At 61.3% G+C, this 23143-nt stretch carries 24 protein-coding genes; 16 read left to right on the top strand and 8 right to left on the bottom strand.

The genetic code is table 11. The features are described from left to right. Positions 1–177: 177 nt before the first annotated feature. The 8 genes from rpoN (at position 178) to ACEWMW_RS05465 (ending at position 6795) form a co-directional block, all read left to right on the top strand. Positions 178–1632: an RNA polymerase factor sigma-54 gene (rpoN, locus tag ACEWMW_RS05500; protein WP_409412886.1), complete on the top strand. Its 1455-nt coding sequence runs from the start codon at positions 178–180 to the stop codon at positions 1630–1632. 179 nt (positions 1633–1811) lie between these two features. Further along, positions 1812–2507: a response regulator transcription factor CtrA gene (gene ctrA, locus ACEWMW_RS05495; RefSeq protein WP_409412885.1), complete on the top strand. Its 696-nt coding sequence runs from the start codon at positions 1812–1814 to the stop codon at positions 2505–2507. Positions 2508–2644: 137 nt separating this feature from the next. Beyond that, positions 2645–2872, top strand: coding sequence for a hypothetical protein (locus ACEWMW_RS05490; protein WP_409412884.1), 228 nt, complete (start codon positions 2645–2647; stop codon positions 2870–2872). Positions 2873–2921: 49 nt separating this feature from the next. Then, positions 2922–3635, top strand: coding sequence for a tRNA (guanine(46)-N(7))-methyltransferase TrmB (gene trmB, locus ACEWMW_RS05485; RefSeq protein WP_409412883.1), 714 nt, complete (start codon positions 2922–2924; stop codon positions 3633–3635). Between the two features lie 11 nt (positions 3636–3646). Then, positions 3647–4357, top strand: a complete 711-nt coding sequence (locus ACEWMW_RS05480) for a DUF3592 domain-containing protein (protein WP_409412882.1) — start codon at positions 3647–3649, stop codon at positions 4355–4357. A gap of 64 nt (positions 4358–4421) precedes the next feature. Further along, positions 4422–5216 (top strand): exodeoxyribonuclease III, encoded by a 795-nt coding sequence (gene xth, locus ACEWMW_RS05475; protein ID WP_409412881.1) that lies wholly within the window; start codon positions 4422–4424, stop codon positions 5214–5216. Then, positions 5165–6298, top strand: coding sequence for a GTP cyclohydrolase II (ribA, locus tag ACEWMW_RS05470; RefSeq protein ID WP_409413611.1), 1134 nt, complete (start codon positions 5165–5167; stop codon positions 6296–6298). Before xth ends, ribA begins: the two co-directional genes overlap by 52 nt. After that, positions 6295–6795 (top strand): GNAT family N-acetyltransferase, encoded by a 501-nt coding sequence (locus ACEWMW_RS05465; protein ID WP_409412880.1) that lies wholly within the window; start codon positions 6295–6297, stop codon positions 6793–6795. The genes ribA and ACEWMW_RS05465 overlap by 4 nt, the downstream gene beginning before the upstream one ends. Here ACEWMW_RS05465 and ACEWMW_RS05460 read toward each other — a convergent pair. Beyond that, entirely contained in the window at positions 6792–7004 is a 213-nt protein-coding gene (locus tag ACEWMW_RS05460) for a type II toxin-antitoxin system antitoxin (RefSeq protein ID WP_409412879.1), read from the bottom strand. The genes ACEWMW_RS05465 and ACEWMW_RS05460 overlap by 4 nt on opposite strands. Positions 7005–7025: 21 nt before the next feature. After that, positions 7026–7940, bottom strand: a complete 915-nt coding sequence (locus tag ACEWMW_RS05455) for an SPFH domain-containing protein (protein ID WP_409412878.1) — start codon at positions 7938–7940, stop codon at positions 7026–7028. Positions 7941–8081: 141 nt separating this feature from the next. On the opposite strand from ACEWMW_RS05455, the gene ACEWMW_RS05450 reads away from it, so the two are divergent. The 6 genes from ACEWMW_RS05450 to ACEWMW_RS05425 all read left to right on the top strand — a co-directional run bounded on the left by ACEWMW_RS05450 (position 8082) and on the right by ACEWMW_RS05425 (position 13252). Further along, positions 8082–8381, top strand: a complete 300-nt coding sequence (locus ACEWMW_RS05450; RefSeq protein ID WP_409412877.1) for a hypothetical protein — start codon at positions 8082–8084, stop codon at positions 8379–8381. Positions 8382–8490: 109 nt separating this feature from the next. Beyond that, positions 8491–8667: a hypothetical protein gene (locus ACEWMW_RS05445; RefSeq protein ID WP_409412876.1), complete on the top strand. Its 177-nt coding sequence runs from the start codon at positions 8491–8493 to the stop codon at positions 8665–8667. Then, on the top strand, positions 8664–9851 hold the full coding sequence (locus ACEWMW_RS05440; protein WP_409412875.1) for an acyl-CoA dehydrogenase family protein: 1188 nt from the start codon (positions 8664–8666) through the stop codon (positions 9849–9851). Before ACEWMW_RS05445 ends, ACEWMW_RS05440 begins: the two co-directional genes overlap by 4 nt. A gap of 63 nt (positions 9852–9914) precedes the next feature. Beyond that, positions 9915–11159 carry a CoA transferase gene (locus tag ACEWMW_RS05435; protein WP_409412874.1) on the top strand — a complete coding sequence of 415 codons (1245 nt, stop codon included), beginning with the start codon at positions 9915–9917 and terminating at the stop codon, positions 11157–11159. Between the two features lie 9 nt (positions 11160–11168). After that, complete coding sequence (locus ACEWMW_RS05430) at positions 11169–12401, top strand: acetyl-CoA C-acetyltransferase (RefSeq protein ID WP_409412873.1); 1233 nt, start codon at positions 11169–11171, stop codon at positions 12399–12401. Further along, entirely contained in the window at positions 12401–13252 is an 852-nt protein-coding gene (locus ACEWMW_RS05425) for an HTD2 family dehydratase (protein ID WP_409412872.1), read from the top strand. The genes ACEWMW_RS05430 and ACEWMW_RS05425 overlap by 1 nt, the downstream gene beginning before the upstream one ends. On the opposite strand, the gene ppk2 is transcribed toward ACEWMW_RS05425, so the two are convergent. Continuing rightward, complete coding sequence (ppk2, locus tag ACEWMW_RS05420; protein ID WP_409412871.1) at positions 13249–14028, bottom strand: polyphosphate kinase 2; 780 nt, start codon at positions 14026–14028, stop codon at positions 13249–13251. The genes ACEWMW_RS05425 and ppk2 overlap by 4 nt on opposite strands. Positions 14029–14094: 66 nt before the next feature. Here ppk2 and phhA point away from each other — a divergent pair, with 66 nt between their 5' ends. Further along, positions 14095–15036, top strand: a complete 942-nt coding sequence (gene phhA / locus ACEWMW_RS05415) for a phenylalanine 4-monooxygenase (protein ID WP_409412870.1) — start codon at positions 14095–14097, stop codon at positions 15034–15036. A 14-nt stretch (positions 15037–15050) separates the two neighbouring features. Here the strand turns inward: phhA and ACEWMW_RS05410 are convergent, their stop codons facing one another. From ACEWMW_RS05410 to ACEWMW_RS05395, 4 genes are all read right to left on the bottom strand, one after another. Beyond that, positions 15051–15305 carry a GlsB/YeaQ/YmgE family stress response membrane protein gene (locus tag ACEWMW_RS05410; protein WP_409412869.1) on the bottom strand — a complete coding sequence of 85 codons (255 nt, stop codon included), beginning with the start codon at positions 15303–15305 and terminating at the stop codon, positions 15051–15053. 104 nt (positions 15306–15409) lie between these two features. Then, complete coding sequence (locus ACEWMW_RS05405; protein ID WP_409412868.1) at positions 15410–16222, bottom strand: undecaprenyl-diphosphate phosphatase; 813 nt, start codon at positions 16220–16222, stop codon at positions 15410–15412. A gap of 63 nt (positions 16223–16285) precedes the next feature. Next, positions 16286–18409 (bottom strand): M13 family metallopeptidase, encoded by a 2124-nt coding sequence (locus tag ACEWMW_RS05400; protein WP_409412867.1) that lies wholly within the window; start codon positions 18407–18409, stop codon positions 16286–16288. A gap of 155 nt (positions 18410–18564) precedes the next feature. Beyond that, positions 18565–20355: an ABC transporter transmembrane domain-containing protein gene (locus ACEWMW_RS05395; protein WP_409412866.1), complete on the bottom strand. Its 1791-nt coding sequence runs from the start codon at positions 20353–20355 to the stop codon at positions 18565–18567. Between the two features lie 186 nt (positions 20356–20541). On the opposite strand from ACEWMW_RS05395, the gene ACEWMW_RS05390 reads away from it, so the two are divergent. Beyond that, complete coding sequence (locus tag ACEWMW_RS05390) at positions 20542–21774, top strand: polyhydroxyalkanoate depolymerase (RefSeq protein WP_409413610.1); 1233 nt, start codon at positions 20542–20544, stop codon at positions 21772–21774. A 79-nt stretch (positions 21775–21853) separates the two neighbouring features. Here the strand turns inward: ACEWMW_RS05390 and ACEWMW_RS05385 are convergent, their stop codons facing one another. Further along, a complete protein-coding gene (locus ACEWMW_RS05385) occupies positions 21854–23134 on the bottom strand; it encodes an APC family permease (RefSeq protein WP_409412865.1) in 1281 nt (426 codons plus the stop codon). Positions 23135–23143: the final 9 nt, after the last annotated feature.

Genomic DNA, 23143 nt, shown 5'->3' with positions numbered 1-23143 from the left:
GGCTGTGCCATCCCACTCCCCCACCCGACCACCCAAACATTATATTGCCGTGGGTGGCCGGATGCGGGAGTGGGCCGGTGCCGCAAGGATCGGATGGACATCCGTTCCGCACCCAATAAGAAACCGAGCTGGCACCGCATCTCCCGTGTCGAACAGCGACATTCGGGAGCCAATCTAATGGCTCTCTCCCCGCGCCTCGACCTGCGCCAGACCCAGTCACTGGTGATGACGCCGCAGCTCCAGCAGGCGATCAAGCTGCTGGCGGCATCGAATCTCGAGATCGAGAGTTTCGTCGCCGAAGCGCTGGACGAGAACCCCTTGCTCAAGCTCGGCGATGATACGCGCGAAAGCGGGGAGCCCGATGCACCCACTACCGATCCGGCGGGCGAAGAACATTCTTCCGATCCAGGTGACGGAGAGCAGGCGCTCGATCTCGAAGCAGCCGATCCCGATCGCGACTATGACACTGGAGATGCGGACTGGGGCGCTTCATCGGGAAGCGGCTCGATTGGCGAACTGCCCTCGCTGGAAAACCACAGCAATGACGATGTCACGCTGGCCGAGCATCTTGAATCGCAGATCGGCGCCGCATCCTACAGCCCCGGCGAGGCGATCATCGCCACCTACATCGTCGGCTTGCTCGACGAGGCCGGATATCTCCGCGACAATCCCGGGCAGATCGCGGCGCAGCTAGGCGCAAGCCTCGAGGAAGTCGAAGATGCATTGCTGCTCGTCCAGTCGCTCGACCCGACCGGTGTCGGCGCGCGGAGCTTGAGCGAGTGCCTCATGCTGCAGGCCAAGGAAGCTGATCGCTATGATCCCTGCATGGCGCGGCTGATCGACAATCTTGATCTCGTGGCGCGCGGCGAATTCTCTCGACTCAAGCGAATGTGCGATGTCGATGACGAGGATTTCGCCGACATGCTTGCCGAGCTGCGCGAATACGATCCCAAGCCGGGCTGCCGTTTCGGGACCGATAGCGAGCGCGCCGTCACCCCCGACGTCCTGCTTTCCGAAGCGCGCGAAGGCGGATGGGATATCGCGCTCAACGAAGAGACTTTGCCGCGTCTGGTGGTCAACCGCAGCTACTTCCTCGAGCTGCGCGAAGGCGCGGCCGACAAGGAAAGCCGCGCATGGCTCAAAGAGAAGGTCGCCGATGCAAATTGGCTGATCAAGGCGCTCGACCAGCGCCAGAAGACCATCCTCAAGGTCTCTGCCGAGATCGTGAAGCAGCAGGAGGGCTTCTTTCGGCAGGGCGTGTCCGAGCTCAAGCCGCTCACGTTGCGCACAGTCGCCGATGCAATCGAGATGCACGAGAGCACGGTCAGCCGCGTCACCAGCAACAAATACCTCCATTGCGCACGCGGTACTTTCGAGCTGAAATACTTCTTTACCTCCGGGGTCGGCAGTGCGGATGGGGAAGGTGCATCGTCCGAAAGCGTCAAGGCGCGGATCAAGGCTTTGACCGATGCGGAAGAGCCGAAAAAGATCCTCTCCGACGACAAGCTGGTCGAAATCCTCAAGGGCGAAGGCTTCGATATCGCCCGCCGTACGGTCGCCAAGTACCGCGAAGCGATGGGTATCGGCTCGTCGGTCCAGCGCCGCCGCGCGAAGAAATTGGCGGGAATCTGACCGCTTTTCCGCCATTTGGCAGCCTGTGGATAAGTGTTGCCGAAAAGACTCGCAGAAAAATCCTAACCTTCTTTTACCGCGCGTTAACCTTTTCCGTTCAGACCTTGTGTGGTTAATACGCGGCAACACCTGTTTACAGGGAGTTACTGCAAAGGTTTGGGGCAAAGGGGGAACCACCCATGCGCGTGCTGTTGATTGAAGACGAGCCGACTACTGCGAAAGCAATCGAGCTCATGCTGACGACCGAAGGTTTCAATGTCTATGCGACAGACCTCGGCGAGGAAGGCCTGGATCTGGGTAAGCTGTATGATTACGATATCATCCTGCTCGACCTGAACCTGCCCGACATGCACGGCTATGACGTGCTCAAGAAACTCCGTGTCGCCAAGGTGCAGACGCCGGTCCTGATCCTCTCCGGCATTGCCGAGATGGATTCGAAGATCCGCAGCTTCGGCTTCGGCGCTGACGATTACGTCACCAAGCCGTTCCATCGCGACGAGCTGATCGCCCGCATCCACGCAGTGGTACGCCGTTCGAAAGGCCACAGCCAATCGATCATCCGCACTGGCAAGCTGGCAGTGAACCTCGATGCCAAGACCGTCGAAGTCGATGGTGCCCGAGTGCACCTCACCGGCAAGGAATATGCGATGCTCGAGCTGCTTTCGCTGCGCAAGGGCACTACGCTGACCAAGGAAATGTTCCTCAACCACCTCTATGGCGGGATGGACGAGCCGGAACTCAAGATCATCGACGTTTTCATCTGCAAGCTGCGCAAGAAGCTCAGCCACGCATGCGGCGGCGAGAACTATATCGAAACCGTCTGGGGCCGCGGCTACGTGCTGCGCGATCCAGACGAGAAGGCCGAAGCTGCGTAATTTGTCGCGCTAACGCTGCGCTGCTTGAGCGCGGCGAGATCTTGCACGACTCGCAAAAATTTGGATCCCGATAGGGATGGGGGATGCGCCCGGAGCTTCAGGTTCCGGGCGCTTTTCATTTCAGGTAAGGGTGTGAAATGGCCAAAGGTAACATCCAGGGTTCGCTCGGCCCGATCATGTTGGCGCTGCTCATCGCCCTCGCCCTGTTCGTAATCTACGCGATGCAGGATCCTGAGCTAGCGAGCGAAATCGGCAACGAGCGCCTGCGCGATCCAGACTATGCCAAAGCCCGGCTTGAATGGGCGATCTATTTTGGCACCTTCGCGCTGATCGCAGGGGCCCTCTACAAGCTGTTCCGCAAGTAAGCCCAGCTGATAGGTTGAAGCCTCCTGTGATCGAGTCTAACCGGCGCGCATGTCTGCATTCAAGGAAGGCGATCCGACCACACTCAACCGGCTCTATGGCCGCAGCCAAGGCAAGCCGCTGAGCGCTCGGCAGCAGGCTCTGGTCGATAACCTCCTGCCGCAGATCGCGGTGCCCGAAGAGGGCCCGGTCACCAGCGAAGTTCTGTTCGGCGATGCCCCTGGTCATGGGCGCCCGCTCCATTTCGAGATCGGTTTCGGCGGGGGTGAGCATCTTGCCTATCGCGCCGACCTCTTGCCCGACCACGGCTTCATCGGTGCCGAGCCCTTTGTGAATGGTGTCGCGCAGGCGCTTACGCATATCGAACAGCAGCGGCTTGCCAATGTCCGCTTGCATTGCGGTGATGCGCTCGACGTTCTGGGACGCGTGCCCGATGGCGCGCTCACCATGCTCTACCTGCTGCATCCCGATCCCTGGCCCAAAAACAAGCATGCCAAGCGGCGAATGATGAATGACGGGCCGGTGCGGCTGATTGCCGACAAGCTCAAGCCCGGCGGAGAATTCCGCTTCGGCACTGACCATCCGGTCTATCTGCGCCACGCGCTGATGGTGATGCAGCGCTTCACCGATGAATTCGAATGGCAAGTCGATGGCCGTTCAAGCTGGGAGAACCGCCCATCAGGCTGGTGCGAAACGCGCTACGAGCACAAGGCTCGCACGCAAATGGGTCACGAGGTGTGGTATTTCCGCTTCCGGCGGAAGTGAAGGAGGCGTAGATGGCTGGCAAGGCGCATTGGATCACATGGCTCTTTGGGCTGATCGGCCTCGGCCTTTTGGGTGGATCCCTGTGGGCGTGGTCCTCTAGCCAGAGCTATATCAGCGACGGAATTCGCACGACCGGAACAGTTATAGATCTCGACTATCGCGATAGTGACGAAGGTTCAGGAACCTATGCTCCGGTAGTTGAATTCACCGACCGCGAGGGCGCAACGCGCATCTACCGATCCAGTTCGAGCAGCAATCCGCCCGCTTACCGCCGCGGCGAGCAAGTCACGCTCTACTACATGCCCGGCGAACCCGAGCGGGCGATGATCGACAGTTTCTCCGATCGCTACCTGCTGCCCTTGATCCTCGGCGTATTGGGCCTGGCCTTCTCGGGCATCGGCTTCGGCATGATCTACGCCGGAGCTCGCAAGCGCGCCAAGGTATCAGGACTGAAGCAACGCGGCCTGCCGATCCAGGCCGATTTCGTCGAATGCCACCGTGACACGCGCACCAAGGTCAATGGCCGCCATCCCTGGCGTGTCGTGGCGCAGGCGCGGCACCCGGCGAGCGGCAAGCTGGAGGATTTCACCAGCGACATGGTCTGGGTGGACCTGACAGGCGAGCTTGCCGGCAAGCGGCTGACTGTGCTGGTCGATCCGCAAGACCCAGAGAGCTACCACATCGACCTCTCCGAATGGCTGCATGACGACGAGCAGGGCTGAAGCCCGCCGACTTCCGCTGATTCGACAGCTTGCCGCCTTCGCCCCCGCGCCCTAACTAGCCGCCATGGTTTCTATCGCTACCTGGAATATCAATTCGGTGCGGCTGCGCATGCCGATTGTCGAACGCTTCATCGAAAGTCACGCGCCTGACGTGCTGTGCCTGCAGGAAATTAAGTGCCAGGAGCACCAGTTCCCGCACGATGCGTTCGAGAAGCTCGGCTACACCCATCGCGCAATTCACGGGCAGAAAGGATATCACGGCGTCGCCACGGTCAGCCGCATCCCGCTGACCGAGTTTTCGCGGCACGACTGGCAGGATAATGGCGAAGCGCGACATGTCGGGGTGGAACTGGGCGGAGAAGGCCAGGGCCTGATCCTCGAGAACGTCTATGTCCCGGCGGGCGGCGACGAACCCGACCGCCAGAAGAACGTGAAGTTCGGCCAGAAGCTCGATTTCCTCGAGCGCATGACGCGCTGGGCAGACAAGGTTGATCGCCCGACCATGATCGTTGGCGATTTCAACATCGCGCCGCTCGAAAGCGACGTGTGGAACCACAAGCAATTGCTCAAGGTGGTAAGTCATACTCCGGTTGAGGTCGATACGTTGCAGCGCTTCATGGACGCTCATGGCTGGTCCGATATCGGGCGCGAACAGATCGCCGCGCCCGAGCGCTATTACAGCTGGTGGAGCTACCGTGCGAAGGATTGGCGCGCGAACGATCGCGGGCGGCGGCTTGATCATATGTGGGCGAGCCCAGAGGTGGCGAAGCAGGTCACCGCGCATTCCGTCTACGAAGATGCGCGCGACTGGGAAAAGCCGTCGGACCATATCCCGCTCATTACCGAGGTATCGCTCTGAGCGCTGACGCGCCCTCCCCTTCGCCCTCTCCGGCGAGACGCGCGGCGCAGGCAGTCGACGCGCTGCGCCATGGCTGGCCGCTGGAAGTTTCAGGCGCCGGGACCTTCCTCCCCGCCGAAACCGCGATTGCCAGCGGTGCCACAGCGGATCGGATGCTGATCGGGGCGGCGCGGGCGGAAACGCTCAAGCTTGCCAACCAGCTTGAAGCCGCAATCCCCGAGGCCCCTGTCCTGATCCGCGCCGCACAGAAGTTCGACTTGGCCACCGCACGTGCGCTGGCCGACCCGGCGCTTGATTTGCGCAACCCTATGAAAGGCCCCTTTCGCGCCGAGCCGATCGCATGGCGCGAATCCGCCGAGGCCGTGCTCGAACTGGCGCGGATCGCGGGAATCTTGCCCGCATTCATGATCGATCCCGAGGATGCGGGAGAGACCCATATGGTATCGCCGGGCGATCTTGAGCATTACTCCGCAGCGCCGAACCTGCGCATTGCGACCCGCGCGCACCTGCCGATCGCAGCCGACGAACAGGCTGAGATCGTGGCCTTCCGCAGCGCCGACGACTTGCGCGAACATGTCGCACTGGTGTTGGGCCATCCCGACGGCGACACGCCGCCGCTGGTGCGGCTCCATTCGGAATGCCTGACCGGCGATGTGCTCGGCAGCCTCAAATGCGATTGCGGCCCGCAGCTCGATGCTGCGCTCGCCGCGATGTCGGAGGAGGCGCACAAGGACGATGGCTGGGGCGTGCTGCTCTACATGCGGCAGGAAGGGCGTGGCATCGGCCTCATTAACAAGCTTCGTGCCTATTCATTGCAGGACCAGGGCTTCGATACGGTCGATGCAAATCACCGGCTCGGCCTGCCCGACGAATCGCGCGATTTCCATGTCGCCGCGCGCATGCTGGACCTGATGGGCGTACGCACGGTGCGCCTTATGACCAACAATCCGAAGAAGGTTGCAGCGCTCAGATCTGCCGGGGTCACAGTGTCCGAACGGGTCCAACACCAGCTTCCCGATAATCCGCACAATATGCGATACCTTGCGACCAAACGTGATCGCTCGGGCCATTTGCTCAAGTGACGACGATCTCCATCCGCCCCGAAGCAGCGCGCGACCACGCCGCGATCCATGTTGTCACCGCGGCGGCCTTTGCCGGAATGGCGCATTCGGATGGCTCGGAGCCGCATATCGTCGACCGCTTGCGAGCGGATGGCGACTTGGCGCTGTCGCTGGTTGCCGAAGATGGCGAGCAGATTGTCGGCCATATCGCCTTCTCGCCGATCGCGATCACCGATGGCGCGCATGGCTGGTACGGGCTAGGCCCGGTTTCGGTGATGCCCGAGCTGCAAAACCAGGGCATCGGCTTCCGGCTGGTCCAGCGCGGAATCGCCGACATCCGCGAGAAAGGCGCTCGCGGTATCGTTCTGCTGGGTGACCCGGCGTATTACTCTCGATTCGGTTTCGCTCACAATCCGCAGCTGCGCTATCCCGGCCCGCCTGCGGAATACTTCCAGTGCCTGCTGATCGACGGCGACATGCCCGAAGGCGAAGTGCGCTACGCCGCCGCCTTCGGTTAGCCGCAAGCCTCATCAGCAGGTGGACGCCCGCGCCGCGGTGTCTTGCTGATGGGGACGCGGATACCCCGCTTGGCCAATGCCTCTCGTAGCAGAACCTCAATCTCCGCATTCGCCGAACGGAGTTCGCTAGCCGCCAGCCGCTCGATCGCGGCGTGAACTGCCGGATCGAGACGGAGGGCAAAGGCTTTCTTTTGCGGTGGTTTAGCCATCGGGCCTCTCCCGCAGGGGGGTTACTGGTAAAGCGAGCCGGCGTTGACGACGGGATGAGCATCCTTGTCTCCGCACAGTACGACCATCAGGTTCGAGACCATCGCCGCGCGCCGTTCGTCGTCCATCTCAACGATATTATCCTGGCTCAACTTGGTCAGGGCATCCTCAACCATGCCAACCGCGCCGAGCACGATCTTGGCGCGTGCAGCGATGATGGCGTCAGCCTGCTGGCGCTTGAGCATCGCGCTGGCGATTTCAGAGGCGTAAGCAAGATGGGTAAGGCCCGCCTCGTCAACCACAATCCCGGCGACTTTGAGCCGGTCATTCAGCTCTTCGAGCAGCTCGCGATTGATCACGTCCGCACTACCTCGAAGCGTGACTTCCTCGCCTTCGAAATCGTCATAGGGATGGCGTGATCCTACTGTCCTCAGCCCAGCTTCGATCTGGATATTCACGAATTCCTTGTAGTCATCGACATCGAATGTCGCCTGCGCGGTATCGGCCACGCGCCACACCACGTTACACGCTATCTCGATCGGATTGCCGCGCAAATCGTTGATCTTGACGCGCTCTGAATGGATGTTGTGCGCACGCGCAGATATTTTCTTGCGCATCATCCAAGGCCATACCCAGCGGAGTCCCTCACTCCGCTCGCTGCCACGATACTCGCCGAACAGTGTGATGACAGCCGCCTGGTTCGGCTGAATCATGAAGAAGCCGGCCGCCACAATCAGGTTGGCCAGCAGGAGGCCCATCAATGCACCGCCAAAGCTCAACTTTTCCAGCTTCGATGCCCCATCACCCGGTGCGAGGCCCGGTATCGCCCAGATAGAAAGTGCAACGAGAACTGCCAAAACCACCAGCATAACATAGCCGCTGTAACTGTGAGCCGCGGATTCCCGGCTGGTTTTCATCCCCGTGAGTTCGACCGTCATATAATGTCCTTCCGTAATTACGATATCATATTTATATCATGTCTTGCGGGAAATCAAGCACAAGCGAATTGATCGCAGGCGTGTGCGGCGCTATCGCCGCCGCGACGGTGACACATATCAATCAATCCTAGGGAGTTCCTGATGAGAAAGATTTCGATCGCGCTGGCAACCGGCCTCGCATTCTCGCTTGCTGCATGCGGCAGCGCCGACGACGCTTCGACCGAAGCCGAGCCCGATACAGTCGAGGTTGGGGCCGAAGAAGCGATTGCCGACGTCGATGCAGAGCCGGTCGAAGATCCGGAAGCCGCAGCGCTTGAAGCCGCAACCGCAGCCGCAGAAGAAGAAGCCGAACGGGCCACCGCAGCCGAATCCGCCGGTGATGCTGCCGCCGATGTCGCGGCGCAGGTCGACGCAGCCATGGCCGAAAGCGGCGACGAATAAGCGCATCAACCGAGACAAGCGAAAGCGGGCGGATCGACCTATCGATTCGTCCGCTTTTTCTTTGCCAACGCTCCGCTATGGTGTTCCGATGATCTCAAGGAATCACACAATGCGCGGCGCATTGCTCATTGTCGCCGCCACTCTGGTGGGGGCATGCGAGGGACCGGGAAGCGGCACGCCGAAAACGCCCTCGCTTGACGAACAGGCGGCGCTCGAAAAAGCCGAAGCGATGATCGAGGAAAACCGCGATCGCATCGAGAACCAGGAAACGGAAGGTGAGGAATGAGCGAGGCGGCCACGGCGCAGGGAATGGACCCCGAAATCTTCGACCAGTTCATCGAGCAACTCGAACGCTATGTCCGCGAGCGGCTGATCCCGGCTGAAAAGGACGTGATCGCGAACGACAAGATCCCGGACGAGATCGTCGACGAGATGCGCGAGATGGGCCTGTTCGGCCTTTCGATCCCCGAGGAATATGGCGGCGCGGGTCTCAACCTCTCGCAATACGCCCGCGTGGTCTACACGCTCGCCTATGCCGCCCCGGCGTTTCGCTCCATCATCTCGATCAATATCGGCATGTTCAATTCGGCGATCAAGAATGGCGGCACGGACGAGCAGAAGGCCGAATGGTGGCCGCGCATCGCTGCGGGCGAGATCGCTTGCTTCGGGCTGACCGAGCCAGGCTCAGGCTCTGACAGCGCTGCGATGGCAACCACCGCCACGCCCGATCCCGATGGCAATGGCTGGATCCTCAACGGGACCAAGCGCTACATCACCAATGCGCCGCACGCCAAAGTCGGCCTGATCATGGCGCGCACCGAGAAGGAAGCGCTGCCCAAGAACGCACATGTCAGCGCCTTCATCGTGCCGATGGATGCACCCGGCGTTTCAGTCGGCTCGCCCGACGAGAAGATGGGCCAGGCAGGCAGCCATATCTCCGACATCATGCTCGACGATGTGAAAGTGCCGGGCGAGAATCTGCTCGGCGGGGAAACGGGCCAGGGCTTCCGCTTCGCCATGATGAGCCTCGACAACGGCCGCATCTCAGTCGGCGCGGCGTCGACCGGCTATGCCCGCCGCGCGCTCGATAGCGCGCTGCGCTATGCTAATGAGCGCAAGGCATTCGGCGAACCGATTGCAAACTTCCAGCTGATCCAGCAGATGCTCGCCGAGAGTGAAACCGAGATCTATGCCGCCGAAGCGATGATGGCTGACGTGACTGCGCGTGCTGATCGCGGGGAGAATGTCATTACTAAGGCGGCGGCCTTCAAGGTCTTCGCCAGCGAGATGTGCGGACGCGTTGTCGACCGCGTGGTGCAGATTTACGGAGGCGCAGGCTATCTCGCCGAATATGACGCGGAGCGCTTCTTTCGCGATGCGCGCATTTACCGCATCTACGAGGGCACGACACAGATTCTCCAGCTCCAGATCGCCAAGCATATGCTGCGCGAGTGGGGGGAGAGATCTTGATTTTGGACGGCGCCAGCCCGCAAGGGAAGCGCGGACATGTTTCCCACGCCAACAGGAAAACTAATGTACAATCTGCTCTCAGGCCTTTCGATCATCGAAGCTTCCAGCTTCGTCGCCTCCCCCACAGCAGGACTATACTGCGCGCAGATGGGCGCCGAGGTGATCCGCGTCGACCACAAAGCCGGCGGGCTCGATTACGATCGCTACATGCTCACCAGCGAAGGCCGTTCGCTCAGCTGGGAGAACCTCAATCGGGCGAAGAAGTCGGTCGCGCTGGATCTGCGCAGCGGCGAAGGGCGAGAGCTACTGGTCGAACTGGCGGCGAAGACCGGCAACCTCATCACCAACTTGCCGGAGAAAAGCTTCCTTTCGCACGAGGCGGTTAAGGCAAAGCAGCCAGACGGCGCGCCTAATCTCGTCAGCGTGCGGATCATGGGCTGGCATGACGGCCGCCAGGCAATGGATTTCACCGTCAACGCCGCCTCCGGTTATCCTTTGATGTGCGGGCCGGAAGAATGGGACATGGATACCGCCCCGCCGGTCAACCAGGTGCTGCCGGCATGGGATTTCATCACCGGCGCCTATTGCGCCTTTGCCATGCTCGCCGCGCTGCGCCACCGCGACCAGACGGGTGAGGGCAGCGAATTGCGCGTGCCCTTGGGCGATGTCGCCATCGGCACCATGGCCAATTCGGGCGCAATGGCTGAGATGCTCTACCGCGGCGGGGACCGCGAACGGCTCGGCAATGCGATCTGGGGCGCGCTCGGGCGCGACTTCAAAAGCCGGGACGGCAAGCGCTTCATGGTCGCCGCTTTGACCGAAAAGCAATGGAATGGGCTCATCGAAGCCTTCGACGTTGGCGAGGAGATCGCCGCACTCGAGAAGGAAGTCGGCGCGAATTTCGCCGATGGTGACCGCCCGCGTTTCGAGCATCGCCACCGCCTGTTTGATCTGTTCCAGAACGCCGCCGAGCGCGAGGATTTCGATGCGCTGGCGATACGCTTGTCGGCCGCTGGAACGACTTTCGAGCGCTACCGCACGATGCACGAGGCTTCCACCGATCCGGTGCTGATCGACGAGAATCCCTTGTTCGGGCCGTCACCCGCCAATCCTTCACAGTTCGAATATCCCGCAACGCGAAGCTTCGCCAATATTCCCGGGCGCGATGCCGGCACTCCGGCCCCCGCCCCTTATCTCGGCCAGCACACGGAGGAAGTCCTCGCCGAGCGATTGGGGCTCTCATCTGGCTCAATCGGCGAGCTGGTGGATCGCGATATCGCGCGCCTTTCCGACAAGAATTCAAATTAGGACTTTGCCATGACCGAACTTCGCCGCGTTGCCATCTGCTCGCCCCTTCGCACGCCGGTTGGCAAGTATCTCGGAACCCTCGCACCGCTCGAAGCTGGCGCGCTGGGTGCTGTGATCCTCAAGGCGCTGGTCGAGCGCAGCAAGGTCGATCCGGAGCGGGTCGACGATGTGGTCTTCGCGCAAGGTTATGGCTCGGGAGAGGCACCGGCGATCGGTCACTGGAGCTGGCTGGCCGCGGGATTGCCGCTCGAGGTTCCCGGCTATCAGGTTGACCGGCGCTGCGGTTCGGGACTGCAAGCGGTGATCAATGCGGCGATGATGGTGCAGACCGGCGCGGCCGATTGTGTCGTCGCTGGCGGTGTCGAGAGCATGTCCAATGTCGAGCACTACACCACCAAGGCACGCCATGGCGCACGCATGGGCGACATGGTGCTGTGGGACCGGCTAACGCGTGGGCGGCTGATGAGCCAACCGATCGAACGTTTCGGGATCATCACCGGGATGATCGAAACCGCCGAGAATCTGGCGCAGGATTGCGATATTTCGCGCGAGGAGGCCGACGCCTTCGCCGTGCGCAGCCACCAGAATGCCGCCAAGGCCTGGGAGGAAGGCAAGTTCGCCGACCAGCTCGTTCCGGTCGAAATCCCGCAGCGCCGCGGTGATCCGATAGTGTTCGATCACGACGAAGGCTACCGCGCCGATGCGAGCATGGAAACGCTGGGCAAGCTGCGCGCAATCGACTTGAAGCGCGATGAGAAAGCCATCGTCACTGCGGGCAATGCCAGCCAGCAGAACGATGCCGCAGCAGCCTGCCTTGTGGTGGCCGAAGACAAGGTGGAGGAATTGGGTCTCACCCCGATGCTGTGGTTCTCGGGCTGGGCAGCGGCGGGCTGCGACCCCAGCCGCATGGGGATCGGACCGGTCCCGGCAGTCGAGCGGCTGTTTGCACGCAGCGGCATGGGCTGGGACGACATCGACTTGATCGAGCTCAACGAAGCCTTCGCGCCGCAAGCGCTGGCAGTGCTGAAGGGCTGGGGTTTTTCAAACGACGACAGCCGGCGCGAGATCGTCAACGTCAACGGATCGGGCATCTCGTTGGGCCATCCCATCGGCGCTACCGGTGGGCGGATCCTTGCCGATATGGCGCACGAGATGCACCGCCGGGGCAGCCGCTTCGGGCTCGAGACCATGTGCATCGGCGGCGGGCAGGGTATCGCCGCGGTGTTCGAGCGAGCCGCCTGATGAGCCAGCGGGATGCATGGGTCGGGGGCGAGGAGAAGCGTTCCGACCTGCTCGATAGAGCCCTGGCCTCTCGCTGGTTGGCGACTTTCGACCAGCCCTCACCTGCAGATGGTATCATGCCCCAAGGGATCCATTTGTGCCTGTGCACGCCGGATGCCCGCACCGACGCGCTGGGAATTGATGGCCATCCCTCGCGCGATGACAGCTCATCGAGCTTCTTCCCGCCAATCCCGCTGCCGCGAAGAATGTGGGCATCGAGCAGAATCGAGTTTCTCTCGCCGCTCAAGGTTGGAGCCAAGATCGAGCGTACCAGCCGCATCGTCTCGGTGTCCGAGAAGGAAGGCTCGACCGGCAAGCTTGGCTTCGTCGATGTCGAGCATGTGACGCGCGCGGATGGCACAGAAACGATCCGCGAGGTTCAGACGCTGGTTTATCGCGACGCAATGGCGAGCGATGCGCCGCTCAGCCCGCCTGCTCCGGGCGATGGTTCTCTTGATTCGAGCGAATGGGACACAGTCCAGGTGCTGACACCGTCTGAAGTGCTGCTGTTCCGCTACTCGGCACTGACCTTCAATACGCACCGGATTCATTACGACCTGCCCTATGCCCGTGACGCGGAACGCTATCGTGGCCTTGTGGTGCATGGGCCGTTGATCGCCAGCCTACTGTTGCAGCTCGCCGCACGCGAAGTCGGGGAGAATGCACTCAAGTCATTCGCCTTCCGCGCCGTGAGCCCGGCGATAGCACTCGAGCCGCTGCATCTTGTGATGCGCGGTACGAGTGAGGGAATCGAAATGGGCAGCTTTGCCAGCGATGGCCGCCAGACCTTGAAAGCGACCGCGACGCTCTAGTCGACCGGATAATCCGCGATCGGCTGCAGGACACCGTAGCTCTCCGCAATCGGCGCGTGATCCAGCTCGGGAAATTCGAGCGGCGGCGGATCGATATGCGTATCGGGCAAGCGGTCTAGCAGGTCGCGGATCAGCGTCAGTCGGCCGCGCTTCTGGTCATTGAAATCGACCAGAGTCCACGGCGCATGATCGGTGTGCGTTGCCGCGAGCATGGCCTCGCGCGCATCGGTATAGGCTTGGTATTTTTCGCGCGCGGCGAGGTCGATCGGCGAGAGCTTCCAGCGCTTGAGCGGATCCTCCAGCCGCTCTGCGAGCCGCTCTTCCTGCTGTTCCTGGTCAGTCGTCAGCCAGTACTTCAACAACAGTATGCCGTCATCGACCAGCATCCTCTCGAACCTCGGCGCTTCCTCCAGGAACTTCTCCACCTGCGCATCGCTGGCGAATCCCATGACCTTTTCGACTCCCGCCCGATTGTACCAGCTGCGATCGAACAGCACGATCTCGCCCGCGCTCGGCAGGTGTCTGGCGTACCGCTGGAAGTACCACTGCGTTTGCTCGTCTTCGCTTGGCTTGGACAATGCGACGATGCGGCATTGACGCGGGTTGAGGCGCTGGCTGACCGCGCGGATCGCGCCGCCCTTGCCCGCAGTATCCCGGCCCTCAAACAACACGACAATGCGTTGTCCCGTTGTACGCGCCCAGCGCGCCATTGATACCAGCTCTTCCTCCAGCGGATCGAGCAAGCGTTCGTAATCTTTGCCTTTCAGCTTCTTCAAGCCCACCTCCTGCCGAACTAACCCTTTGTTTGCGCAAAGTCTGCGCGATTGGTAGCATTTGATACTATGGCAACCGCATCAAAAGACGACCAAGATTTTTCGATCCTGCCCGAATTGCCGGCGGATGTCTTCACCGCTCCGCTCCAGAAGCCCGCACATGTCGGAAATGACTGGGTCGAACCGCAGCAGGCACAATATACGTCAGAAGACGACGCGATCTGGAACGACCTGTTCGCGAGGCAAATGGACGTGCTGCCCGGGCGCGCAGCCAGTGCCTTCATGGCTGGGCTGCAGAAGCTCAACCTCAACCGCGGCGGCGTCCCGGAATTCGGCAAACTCTCCGAAGACCTTGGCGCGCTGACCGGCTGGAGCGTGATCCCGGTGCCGATGCTGATCCCCGATCACGTGTTCTTCTGGCACCTGGCCAATCGCCGGTTCCCGGCCGGGAATTTCATCCGCACGCGCGAGACCTTCGACTACATCCAGGAACCCGACGTGTTCCACGATGTCTTCGGCCATGTGCCGATGCTGACCGATCCGGTGTTCGCCGATTACATGCAGGAGTATGGCCGCGCCGGGTGGAAGGCGATGCGCTATAACCACATCAAAGCTCTCGGCTCGCTATACTGGTATACGGTCGAATTCGGCCTTATCGAGGAGAAGCCCGACGATATCCGCGCCTATGGCGCAGGGATCCTGTCAGGACCGACCGAAGCGATATTCTCGGTTGAGGCGGAGAGCCCCAACCGGATCATGCTCAATGTCGACCGCGTCATGCGCACCGACTACGTGATCAGCGACCTGCAGCCGACCTACTTCGTGATCGAGAGCTTCGAGGATCTTTACCGTCAGACGGTCGAGCGCGATTTCGACCGCCTGTACCGCAGCCTCGGGCCGAGCTTTACCTACGCCAATTCGGCGGTGATCGACGTCGACAACGTGCTTCATCGCGGCAGCCAAGAATACTGGTTACGCGGTGGTCGGGGGAGCGGTGCAAAGCCGGTCTGAACCGGCCGCCGGTTTCAGGAGCCGGTACGCATCCGGAAGAAGTTGAACGCAGCCAAGATTGCTGCGCTTCCGGCAAACGCCGCAAGCACCGACACGCCACTGACGCCGAGCAGGACCGAGCCACTATTGACTACTGCCCCTACAAGGACTGCTGCCGCAGCTCCGACGCCCAGATTGAGCAATATGCCGCGCTTGTCCTCGATACGGGTCAGGATCGTTGCGAGCCATCCGAGGATGGCCCCCACCACCACCAAGATCAACAAACCCATTATTTCATTTCCAAATGTACTTACCTGTCTCCAAAGCTTCACCAAGGCATTGGTTCCGCGAAAAATCACGCATTTCAGCCATTTTTCCCTGGCTCACCGAGCTTCTAGCGAGTCGCCAGCCACACCAGCGCCGCACCGCCGACAACGATCCGGTACCAGGCAAATGGCGCGAAGCCATGGCGGCTGACATAAGCAACAAAGGCGCGGATCACGACCAGCGCGACGATGAAGCTCACGGCGAAACCGATTGCGATTTCGTCCCAGCCGACGCGCGTTGTACCGGCCATCAGCTCTCCGCCATTCTGCCACATCTCGAGCGTCGATGCCCCGATCATGGTCGGCACCGCGAGGAAGAATGAGAATTCCGCCGCCGTCTTGCGGTTGATACCCATCGCCAGCGCGCCCATGATCGTCGCGCCCGAGCGGCTTACGCCCGGGATCATCGCCATGCATTGCGCAAGACCGACACCGATGACCTGCTTGAGCGGCAAGTCGGCGACGGTGGCGTCTCCGGTCGGCTTGGCCACCTTCTCGATGCCAAGGATCGCGATGCCGCCGAGGATCAGCGCCCAGGCCACGATCGAGGGACTGCCGAGCATGATATCGATGTAGTCCTTGAAGGCGAGGCCCAGGATCGCCGAAGGAATGAAGGCGACGATTATATTGCGCGCGAAACGCAGCCCTTCACTTTCGAGCTTGAGAACGCCCATGCCCGCGCTCCAGAAGGTGCCCCAATACTGGTAGACCACCGCCAGGATCGCGCCGAGCTGTATCACGACATTGAACATTGCCCATTCGGCAGCGTCATATCCGAACAGCTCGGAAGCGAGGATCAGGTGCCCGGTCGAGGAGACCGGCACGAATTCGGTCAGACCCTCGACAATGCCGAGCAGGATGGCGGTAAGCGTCTCGTTCATGGCGCGCGGGCTTTGGCGCTTGTGGCGGCGAAGTCAAGCGATCGCCGCCGCAAGCAAAAGGAGTTACCAGATCTTGATGCGATCTTCCGGCGCGACATATAGCGCGTCATCGGGGGTCACGTTGAACGCCTCATACCAGGCATCCATATGGCGCACTGCATTGTTGAGCCGGAACTCATTCGGCGGATGGCTCGCCGAGATCAGCAGCATGCGCTGCCATTCGGGCGATTCGATCCCGCGCCAGCTCTGCGCGAAACCGAGGAAGAAGCGCTGATCACCCGTCAGGCCGTCGATCACCGGCGCTTCCTCGCCGCCCAACGACATCTGATAGGCGCGATAGGCCATCTGAAGGCCGATCGCGTCGCCCAGCACTTCGCCAAGCGATTGGCGCCCGGTCAGGCACAGCTCGCCATTATCAAGCGGACAATAGGCGTTGATGAATTCCACCATCGCATCGCCCTTGGCCGCGAATGCAGCCTTGTCTTCCGGCTGCCACCAATCGCGCAACGTTCCACTCTCGTCATAGCGTGAACCCGAATCGTCGAACCCATGGCCGATTTCGTGGCCAATTACGGCGCCGATCGCGCCGTAGTTAACCGCCGCTTCCGCTGCGAGGTTGAACATAGGCGGCTGCAGGAAGGCAGCGGGGAAGACGATCTGGTTCTGTAGATAGGCGTTGTAGGCATTAACTGTCTGCGGGGTCATGAACCACTCGCTGCGATCGACCGGCTCGTCGAGTTCGGCGCGATTGTCGGCAATTGCCCACGCAATCGCGTTCATGCGGTTCTGGAATGCGCTATCAGCAGATATCTCGAGACCTTCATAGGTCTCGAATTTCTCTGGGTAACCGATCATAGGTTCCATCGCTTCCAGCTTGGTTAGCGCCGCAGCCTTGGTCGCCTCGGTCATCCATTCGCTCGCTGTCAGCTGCTCGCGCATGGCCGCGCGCAAATTTTCCACGAGCGTGTCCATGCGGGCCTTGGCCTCTGGCGGGAAATAACGTTCAACATAGAGTGCGCCCAGCTGTTCACCGAGCATGCCTTCGACCGCGCCAGTCGCGCGATGGTCGATTGGACGCGGCGCCTGCTGGCCCTGAATCGTCCGCCCGTAAAAGTCGAAACTTGCATCATAGACATCCGCCGGCAGAACCGATGCATTCGAGGCTACCATGCGCGCCGCCATATAGGCCTTGAGCGTTGCAAGCGGCGTTTCGAGCAGCAGATCCATCATCGCAGGCAATCCGCCGCCGATCTGCGTCAGTTCGGCTTCGCTCAGCCCGGCCTTGGCGATTTCTTCCTCGGTTGGCGGGATCTGCGCGATCAGGAACTTGTCGACCTGCGCAAATTCGCTCGACTCGAGAAACGCGGCCAGCGGGAATTGCGGCGAAAGCGCTTCAAATTCCGCCCGCGTAATCGCGTTATAGGTCAGATCGGGATTGCGGAAGAACTGCCGGTCCCATTCCAGCTCAGCAACCTTTCGTTCAAAAGCATAGACCGCAGCAGCCGCAGAGACGGGATCCTGGTAACCCGCCTTGCCCAGCATGAATTCCAGCAGCTCTTTGTATTTGGCGCGAATTTCCAGATTGCGCTCGCTGTCGACTAGGTAATAGTCGCGGTCCGACATGCCCATGCCAACAAATCCAACGCTCACTTCGTGCTCGGTTGGGTTCTTGCTGTCGGGTCCGACCCCGGCAGAGATCAGTCCCGGGTATCCCGCCTGCGGGAACAGGCGCGCCAGCGAGGTCAGGTCAGGCGCAGAATAGACATTCTGCAGATAGGGTTGCAGCGGCGCCATACCGGCTGCCTCGATCCCATCACGGTCCAGATAGGCATTATAGGCATCGACGATGCGCCGCGCGCTGGTGCCCGGCGCCGGGTTCGACGCGGCAAGATCGGCGATCAGCGCCGCAATGTTCTCGCGCGACTTCTCCTGCAGGAAATCCGCGCTGGAGAAGCGCGGGCGGTCCGCCGGTAGCTCGTGCCGGGAATTCCAGCCGCCATTGGCATAGGCATTGAAGTCATCACCAGGATCGACCTCGCTATCGATGGTCGCCGGATCGAAGCCCCATTCGCCGAAGGTCATTTGCGGATAATCCGGCGCCTTTGCCTCCGTTTCGGCCAGTGCCGGAGCGGTAAGCGTCAGGGCAGCGAGCGAGGCTCCTGCGGCGAGAAGGATACGATACGTCATGATTGCTCCTGCGAACTCGAAGGGCCTTTGCGACCGAGAATGATAGTGCTTGCACAACCGCATAGCGCTCGATTTGATCCGGGCGATGGCGGTTGTCGGTTTCTCTTGTAACTTTGTCGATTAACGTGAGCCGAAGCGGCCTACAAGCGATGGTTTCAGGCGGCAGCGGTATCGCTGAACTGCAGCGATGCGAGGTGGGCATAAAGACCGCCCGCGGCGGCCAGCTCGGCATGCGTGCCTTGCTCGACGATCCGGCCCTCATCGAGGACCACGATCCGGTCAGCCGCGCGAACCGTTGCCAGCCGGTGGGCAATGACCAGCGTCGTGCGGCTCGCCATCAGCCGGTCGAGCGCCTGCTGCACCAGCCGCTCGCTTTCCGCATCGAGCGCGCTGGTGGCTTCATCGAGCAACAGGATCGGCGCATCGCGTAGCAGCGCACGCGCGATCGCGAGCCGCTGCTGCTGGCCGCCCGAAAGCCGCGTGCCGTTCTCGCCGAGATAGGTGTCGAGCCCTTCCGGCAGGTCTGCGAGGAACTGTTCGGCATTGGCAGCGCGCGCCGCGTCCCAGACTTCCTCGTCGCTCGCTCCCCAATTGCCGTAGCGCAGGTTATCGCGCGCGTTGGCCGAGAACAGCACACCATCTTGCGGCACAAAGGCCATCCGGCGGCGCACGTCTGCCGGGTCGGCACTGGTCAGCGGCACGCCATCGAGGCGGATCGTGCCGACCTGCGGATCGTAGAAACGTTCTGCGAGCTGGAAAATGGTCGACTTGCCCGCGCCCGAGGGGCCGACGATCGCCACCGTCTCGCCCGGCTCCACTTCGAGGCTGAAATCGGTCAGCGCGGCGGTTTCGGGCCGCGTAGGATAGCGGAATGTCACATTGCGGAAGGACAGGCTGCCGCGAGGCGGCTCGGGCAGCGATTGCGGCTTGGCCGGCGGCGCAATGCTGGGCTTCTCCCGCAGCAACTCGTTGAGGCGGCTCGCCGCGCCTGCCCCGCGCAAGAGATCGCCATAGACTTCGGTCAATGCGCCGAACGAACCTGCCACCAGACCACCGGTGATCACGAAGGCAGCGATCGTGCCGCCCGAAATTTCACCCTGGCTAACCCCGATCGCGCCGCGCCACATCAGCAGTGTAATCGATCCGAATATCACCGCGATAATGACAGAAGTCATCGCCGCGCGGATCGCGATCCGGCGCTTGGCCACGCTGAACGTCTGTTCCACCGCATCGCCGAAGCGATCGCCTTCGCGGCCTTCCTGGTTGAAGGCCTGGACGATCTTCATCGCCGAAAGCACTTCGGTGACCATCGCGCCGACGTCTGCCACGCGGTCCTGGCTGGTGCGCGACACATTCTGCAGGCGCCGCCCGAAGATCGTCAGCGGCATCACCACCAACGGGATTCCCAGGAGCAGCCACAAGGTCAGCTGCGGCGCGAGGAAGAACAGGATGATCGTGCCGCCGATCGCCATCAGGATATTGCGCAAGGCGACCGAGATCGTCGTCCCAACCACCATCTCGATCTGCGCGGTGTCCGATGTCATCCGGCTGGAGATTTCCTTGGGGCTATTCTCTTCGTAAAAGCCGGGCGAAAGCCGCAAGAGGTTGGTCTGCACCGCCAGGCGGATATCGGCGACAACGCGCTCGCCGAGCCAGCTGACGAAATAGAACCGCATCGCCGTGCCCAGCGCGAGCACGCCCACGATCAGCAGCAGGTAGCGAAACCAGCGCGCGATATCGGCTGGATCACCGCCTTCGGCAAAGCCGCGATCGATCACGAGCTTGAAGCCCCACGGGATCGCGAGGGTTGCGGCCGCCGTGATCAGCAGTGCAAGCAATGCGAGCGCAACCTGGGTGGGGTATTTGGTCGCTGCGCGCCAGACCATGCCGAGAGGGGCCATGGTCTTGGCTTTGGGAGGCAGGCTTTCGGAAGTACTTTCGGTCATCGGCTGACCGCCTAGACCCCTGCACAGCCGAAATAAACAGCCATCAATCCACAGGATCGGGCGAATTCCGCCACCAATCGCCAATTGTGCATTGCACAACGCTCAAATCGTCGCCATCTTGGCCGCAACAGGTGCTCGGGAGAAGCGCCAGGATGGCCTTGAGCAGGCCGAAGCAGGGGACGGACTATTCTCTACCACGCCTATGAGCTCCAGCGCGCCTGGCTGAGCAGCGCCAGCGCCATGGCTTCGATCGGGGCCGAGATGCTCACCAATCCGGTCAATCCGCTGGGATACACCGGGCTTGGCCCGATGACCGCTTCTGCGCTGGAAGTCTTTGCCCATGCCGCCGCCCCGCGCGGCAAGCCAGAATGGGGGCTGGATACGGTCCTCGTCGATGGCCAGCATCACGCCGTGCAGGAAGCGACCGTGCTCAATCGCCCGTTCGGCGATCTCAAGCGCTTCCGGCGTGACGATCTTCCCGAAAATGCCGCCAGGCTGCTGATCGTCGCGCCGATGAGCGGCCACTATGCCACGCTGCTGCGCGGCACGGTCGAGCGGATGATCGAAAGCTACGAAGTCTATGTCACCGACTGGGCCGACGCCAAGACCGTCCCGCTCAGCGCCGGGCGTTTCGATCTCGACGACTATATCGACTACCTGATCGCCTTCCTTGGCCATATCCACGAGACCTCCGGCCAGCGCGCGCATATGATGGCGGTGTGCCAGCCTTCAGTCCCGGCCTTCGCCACTGCCGCGCTGATGAACCAGCACATGGATCCGGCGCGTCCGGCCAGCCTGACGATGATGGGCGGCCCGATCGACACGCGCGAATCCCCCACCACGGTCAACGACCTGGCGATGGAACGCCCGATCGAATGGTTCCGCCAGACCGTGATCGCCACCGTGCCGATGAGCCACCGCGGGGCGGGCCGCCGCGTCTATCCCGGCTTCCTCCAGCTGGCGAGCTTCATGAGCATGAACCTCGGCAGCCACATGATGAGCCATTACGAGATGTTCAAGCATCTCACGGCTGGCGACGACGACAGCGCGCAACTGACCAAGGATTTCTACGAGGAATACCGCTCGGTCTGCGACATGACCGCCGAATTCTACCTCCAGACGGTCGAAGAAGTGTTCCAGAAGCACTCGATCCCCAATGGCACCTTCCTTCACCGCGGCGAGATCGTCGATCCGGGTGAGATCAAGGATACCGCGCTGCTCGCGATCGAAGGCGAGCGCGACGATATCTCAGGCATTGGCCAGACCAAGGCGGCGCTCGACCTTGCGACATCGCTCAAACCCGGCCGCAAGCACTACCATCTTGCACCAGGAGCCGGACATTACGGCATCTTCAACGGCAGCAAATGGCGCGACAGCATCGCCCCGGTGGTCGAGGACTTTATCGCCAAATACGGGTGATTCTGAGGGTCGTAGAGCGAAGGACCGTTAGCGACCCGATTGGAGGCGGTCGGACTATCTGACAGCCCTGGACCTTCAACTACGCCGGAGCGGACCCTCTTGGTTTTGTGCGTCCGCCGATCATAAAATGAAGGATGGCACCGACCAACATAAGGCTGATACCCATGATGCTTGCCTCCGTGCCCGACCCGTAGAGAACCCATCCACAAAACGCTAAACCCAGCACTGCCAATATCGGCTTGGCTCCATCCTTGAGGGCTGCGAGGCATATGCCGGCATAAAACCAGATATTCGCTGCGACCGTGAGCCGAAGCAGAAAATCGAATACCTGAGCGCCGAAAGCGTTCGAACTCATGAGCACCACGGTTGCAGCAATCACAGCTGCGACGATCAATGGACGCCTTCCAACTCCGCTGTCGCTGCCCGGAGCAACCCAATCCGGTAATTGGCCATCGCGCGCCATCCCGAACGGCACCTCGCCGAGCAGCAGCAAAATAGCGTTTAGGCATCCGATCGCCGAGATAACGGCAAACAGCGCAACTACATTTCCAGCCCAGGAGCCGGCGTGAGTTGAAGCAAAGGCCGCGACAGGTGCGCTTGCCCCGTGCAATTCGTCTGCGGGGGTAGCGAGCACAATACCTGTGCTCACCAAGAAATAAATGATGAGGACGAACAAGACACCAAAGAGTGTCGCCCGAACAACGTTTCGCTCGGGGTCACGCACTCGTTGCGCAACCAAGCTGGCGGCCTCAAATCCCAGGACGGCAAAAAACGTAGCGCCGAGCGCAGGAGTAAGAAGCGAGGCCCTGAAAGGTTCGGACTGCGATGCGGTGTAAGTCTCAGGCACTGCAAATGCGAGGTAGGCAACGATCGCAATCACAATAGCAAGCGGGAACAACTTCAAGGCGGTGGTTGCCACTTGGAACTTCCCAGCGCCTTTTACCCCGCGAAGGTTTATTATTACGAGCGAGGCCAGGATCACGGTCGCAATGACAGGTTTCAATCCATCGTCGGATCGAACATCTGGAAAAAGAAAGACCAGATAATCAGCCGCCGCCAATGCCAGGAATGTGGCTGCCACCAGTATCCCAAACCAGTAACTCCACGCAATCAAGCGCACTGCAAGCAGGCCGAGAATATCGCCAGAGATGGTAAGAGCGCTAGGCTCCTTTGGATATCTGACGTGGAGCTCAGCAATCAATCGGGCGATTACTAGAACACCGGCTCCGGCTACCACCCAACCGACGGCCACGGTCCAACCAAATTGCCCCAGGGAGCTTGGGAGAACGAATATTCCCGCGCCAATCATAGAGCCGACCACCATCGAAGCAGCAGTCCACAGGCCAAACGGTCGTTGCATAGATGTTCC

It is taken from the genome of Litorerythrobacter xanthomarinus (assembly GCF_046254955.1).
In the GTDB taxonomy this organism is placed as follows: domain Bacteria; phylum Pseudomonadota; class Alphaproteobacteria; order Sphingomonadales; family Sphingomonadaceae; genus Qipengyuania_C.
The sequence above is the reverse complement of the archived record's forward strand: the minus strand, read 5'-3'. Positions and strand labels throughout refer to the sequence as shown.

Coding starts and splice junctions, on each gene's coding strand:
- ACEWMW_RS05445 (WP_409412876.1), top strand. CDS start 8,491: ATGCGCGGCGCATTGCTCATTGTCGCCGCCACTCTGGTGGGGGCATGC.
- ACEWMW_RS05425 (WP_409412872.1), top strand. CDS start 12,401: ATGAGCCAGCGGGATGCATGGGTCGGGGGCGAGGAGAAGCGTTCCGAC.
- phhA (WP_409412870.1), top strand. CDS start 14,095: ATGGCAACCGCATCAAAAGACGACCAAGATTTTTCGATCCTGCCCGAA.
- ACEWMW_RS05435 (WP_409412874.1), top strand. CDS start 9,915: ATGTACAATCTGCTCTCAGGCCTTTCGATCATCGAAGCTTCCAGCTTC.
- trmB (WP_409412883.1), top strand. CDS start 2,922: ATGTCTGCATTCAAGGAAGGCGATCCGACCACACTCAACCGGCTCTAT.
- ACEWMW_RS05450 (WP_409412877.1), top strand. CDS start 8,082: ATGAGAAAGATTTCGATCGCGCTGGCAACCGGCCTCGCATTCTCGCTT.
- rpoN (WP_409412886.1), top strand. CDS start 178: ATGGCTCTCTCCCCGCGCCTCGACCTGCGCCAGACCCAGTCACTGGTG.
- ACEWMW_RS05430 (WP_409412873.1), top strand. CDS start 11,169: ATGACCGAACTTCGCCGCGTTGCCATCTGCTCGCCCCTTCGCACGCCG.
- ACEWMW_RS05400 (WP_409412867.1), bottom strand. CDS start 18,409: ATGACGTATCGTATCCTTCTCGCCGCAGGAGCCTCGCTCGCTGCCCTG.
- ACEWMW_RS05460 (WP_409412879.1), bottom strand. CDS start 7,004: ATGGCTAAACCACCGCAAAAGAAAGCCTTTGCCCTCCGTCTCGATCCG.
- xth (WP_409412881.1), top strand. CDS start 4,422: ATGGTTTCTATCGCTACCTGGAATATCAATTCGGTGCGGCTGCGCATG.
- ACEWMW_RS05490 (WP_409412884.1), top strand. CDS start 2,645: ATGGCCAAAGGTAACATCCAGGGTTCGCTCGGCCCGATCATGTTGGCG.
- ctrA (WP_409412885.1), top strand. CDS start 1,812: ATGCGCGTGCTGTTGATTGAAGACGAGCCGACTACTGCGAAAGCAATC.
- ACEWMW_RS05395 (WP_409412866.1), bottom strand. CDS start 20,355: ATGACCGAAAGTACTTCCGAAAGCCTGCCTCCCAAAGCCAAGACCATG.
- ACEWMW_RS05385 (WP_409412865.1), bottom strand. CDS start 23,134: ATGCAACGACCGTTTGGCCTGTGGACTGCTGCTTCGATGGTGGTCGGC.
- ACEWMW_RS05480 (WP_409412882.1), top strand. CDS start 3,647: ATGGCTGGCAAGGCGCATTGGATCACATGGCTCTTTGGGCTGATCGGC.
- ACEWMW_RS05440 (WP_409412875.1), top strand. CDS start 8,664: ATGAGCGAGGCGGCCACGGCGCAGGGAATGGACCCCGAAATCTTCGAC.
- ACEWMW_RS05455 (WP_409412878.1), bottom strand. CDS start 7,940: ATGACGGTCGAACTCACGGGGATGAAAACCAGCCGGGAATCCGCGGCT.
- ACEWMW_RS05410 (WP_409412869.1), bottom strand. CDS start 15,305: ATGGGTTTGTTGATCTTGGTGGTGGTGGGGGCCATCCTCGGATGGCTC.
- ACEWMW_RS05405 (WP_409412868.1), bottom strand. CDS start 16,222: ATGAACGAGACGCTTACCGCCATCCTGCTCGGCATTGTCGAGGGTCTG.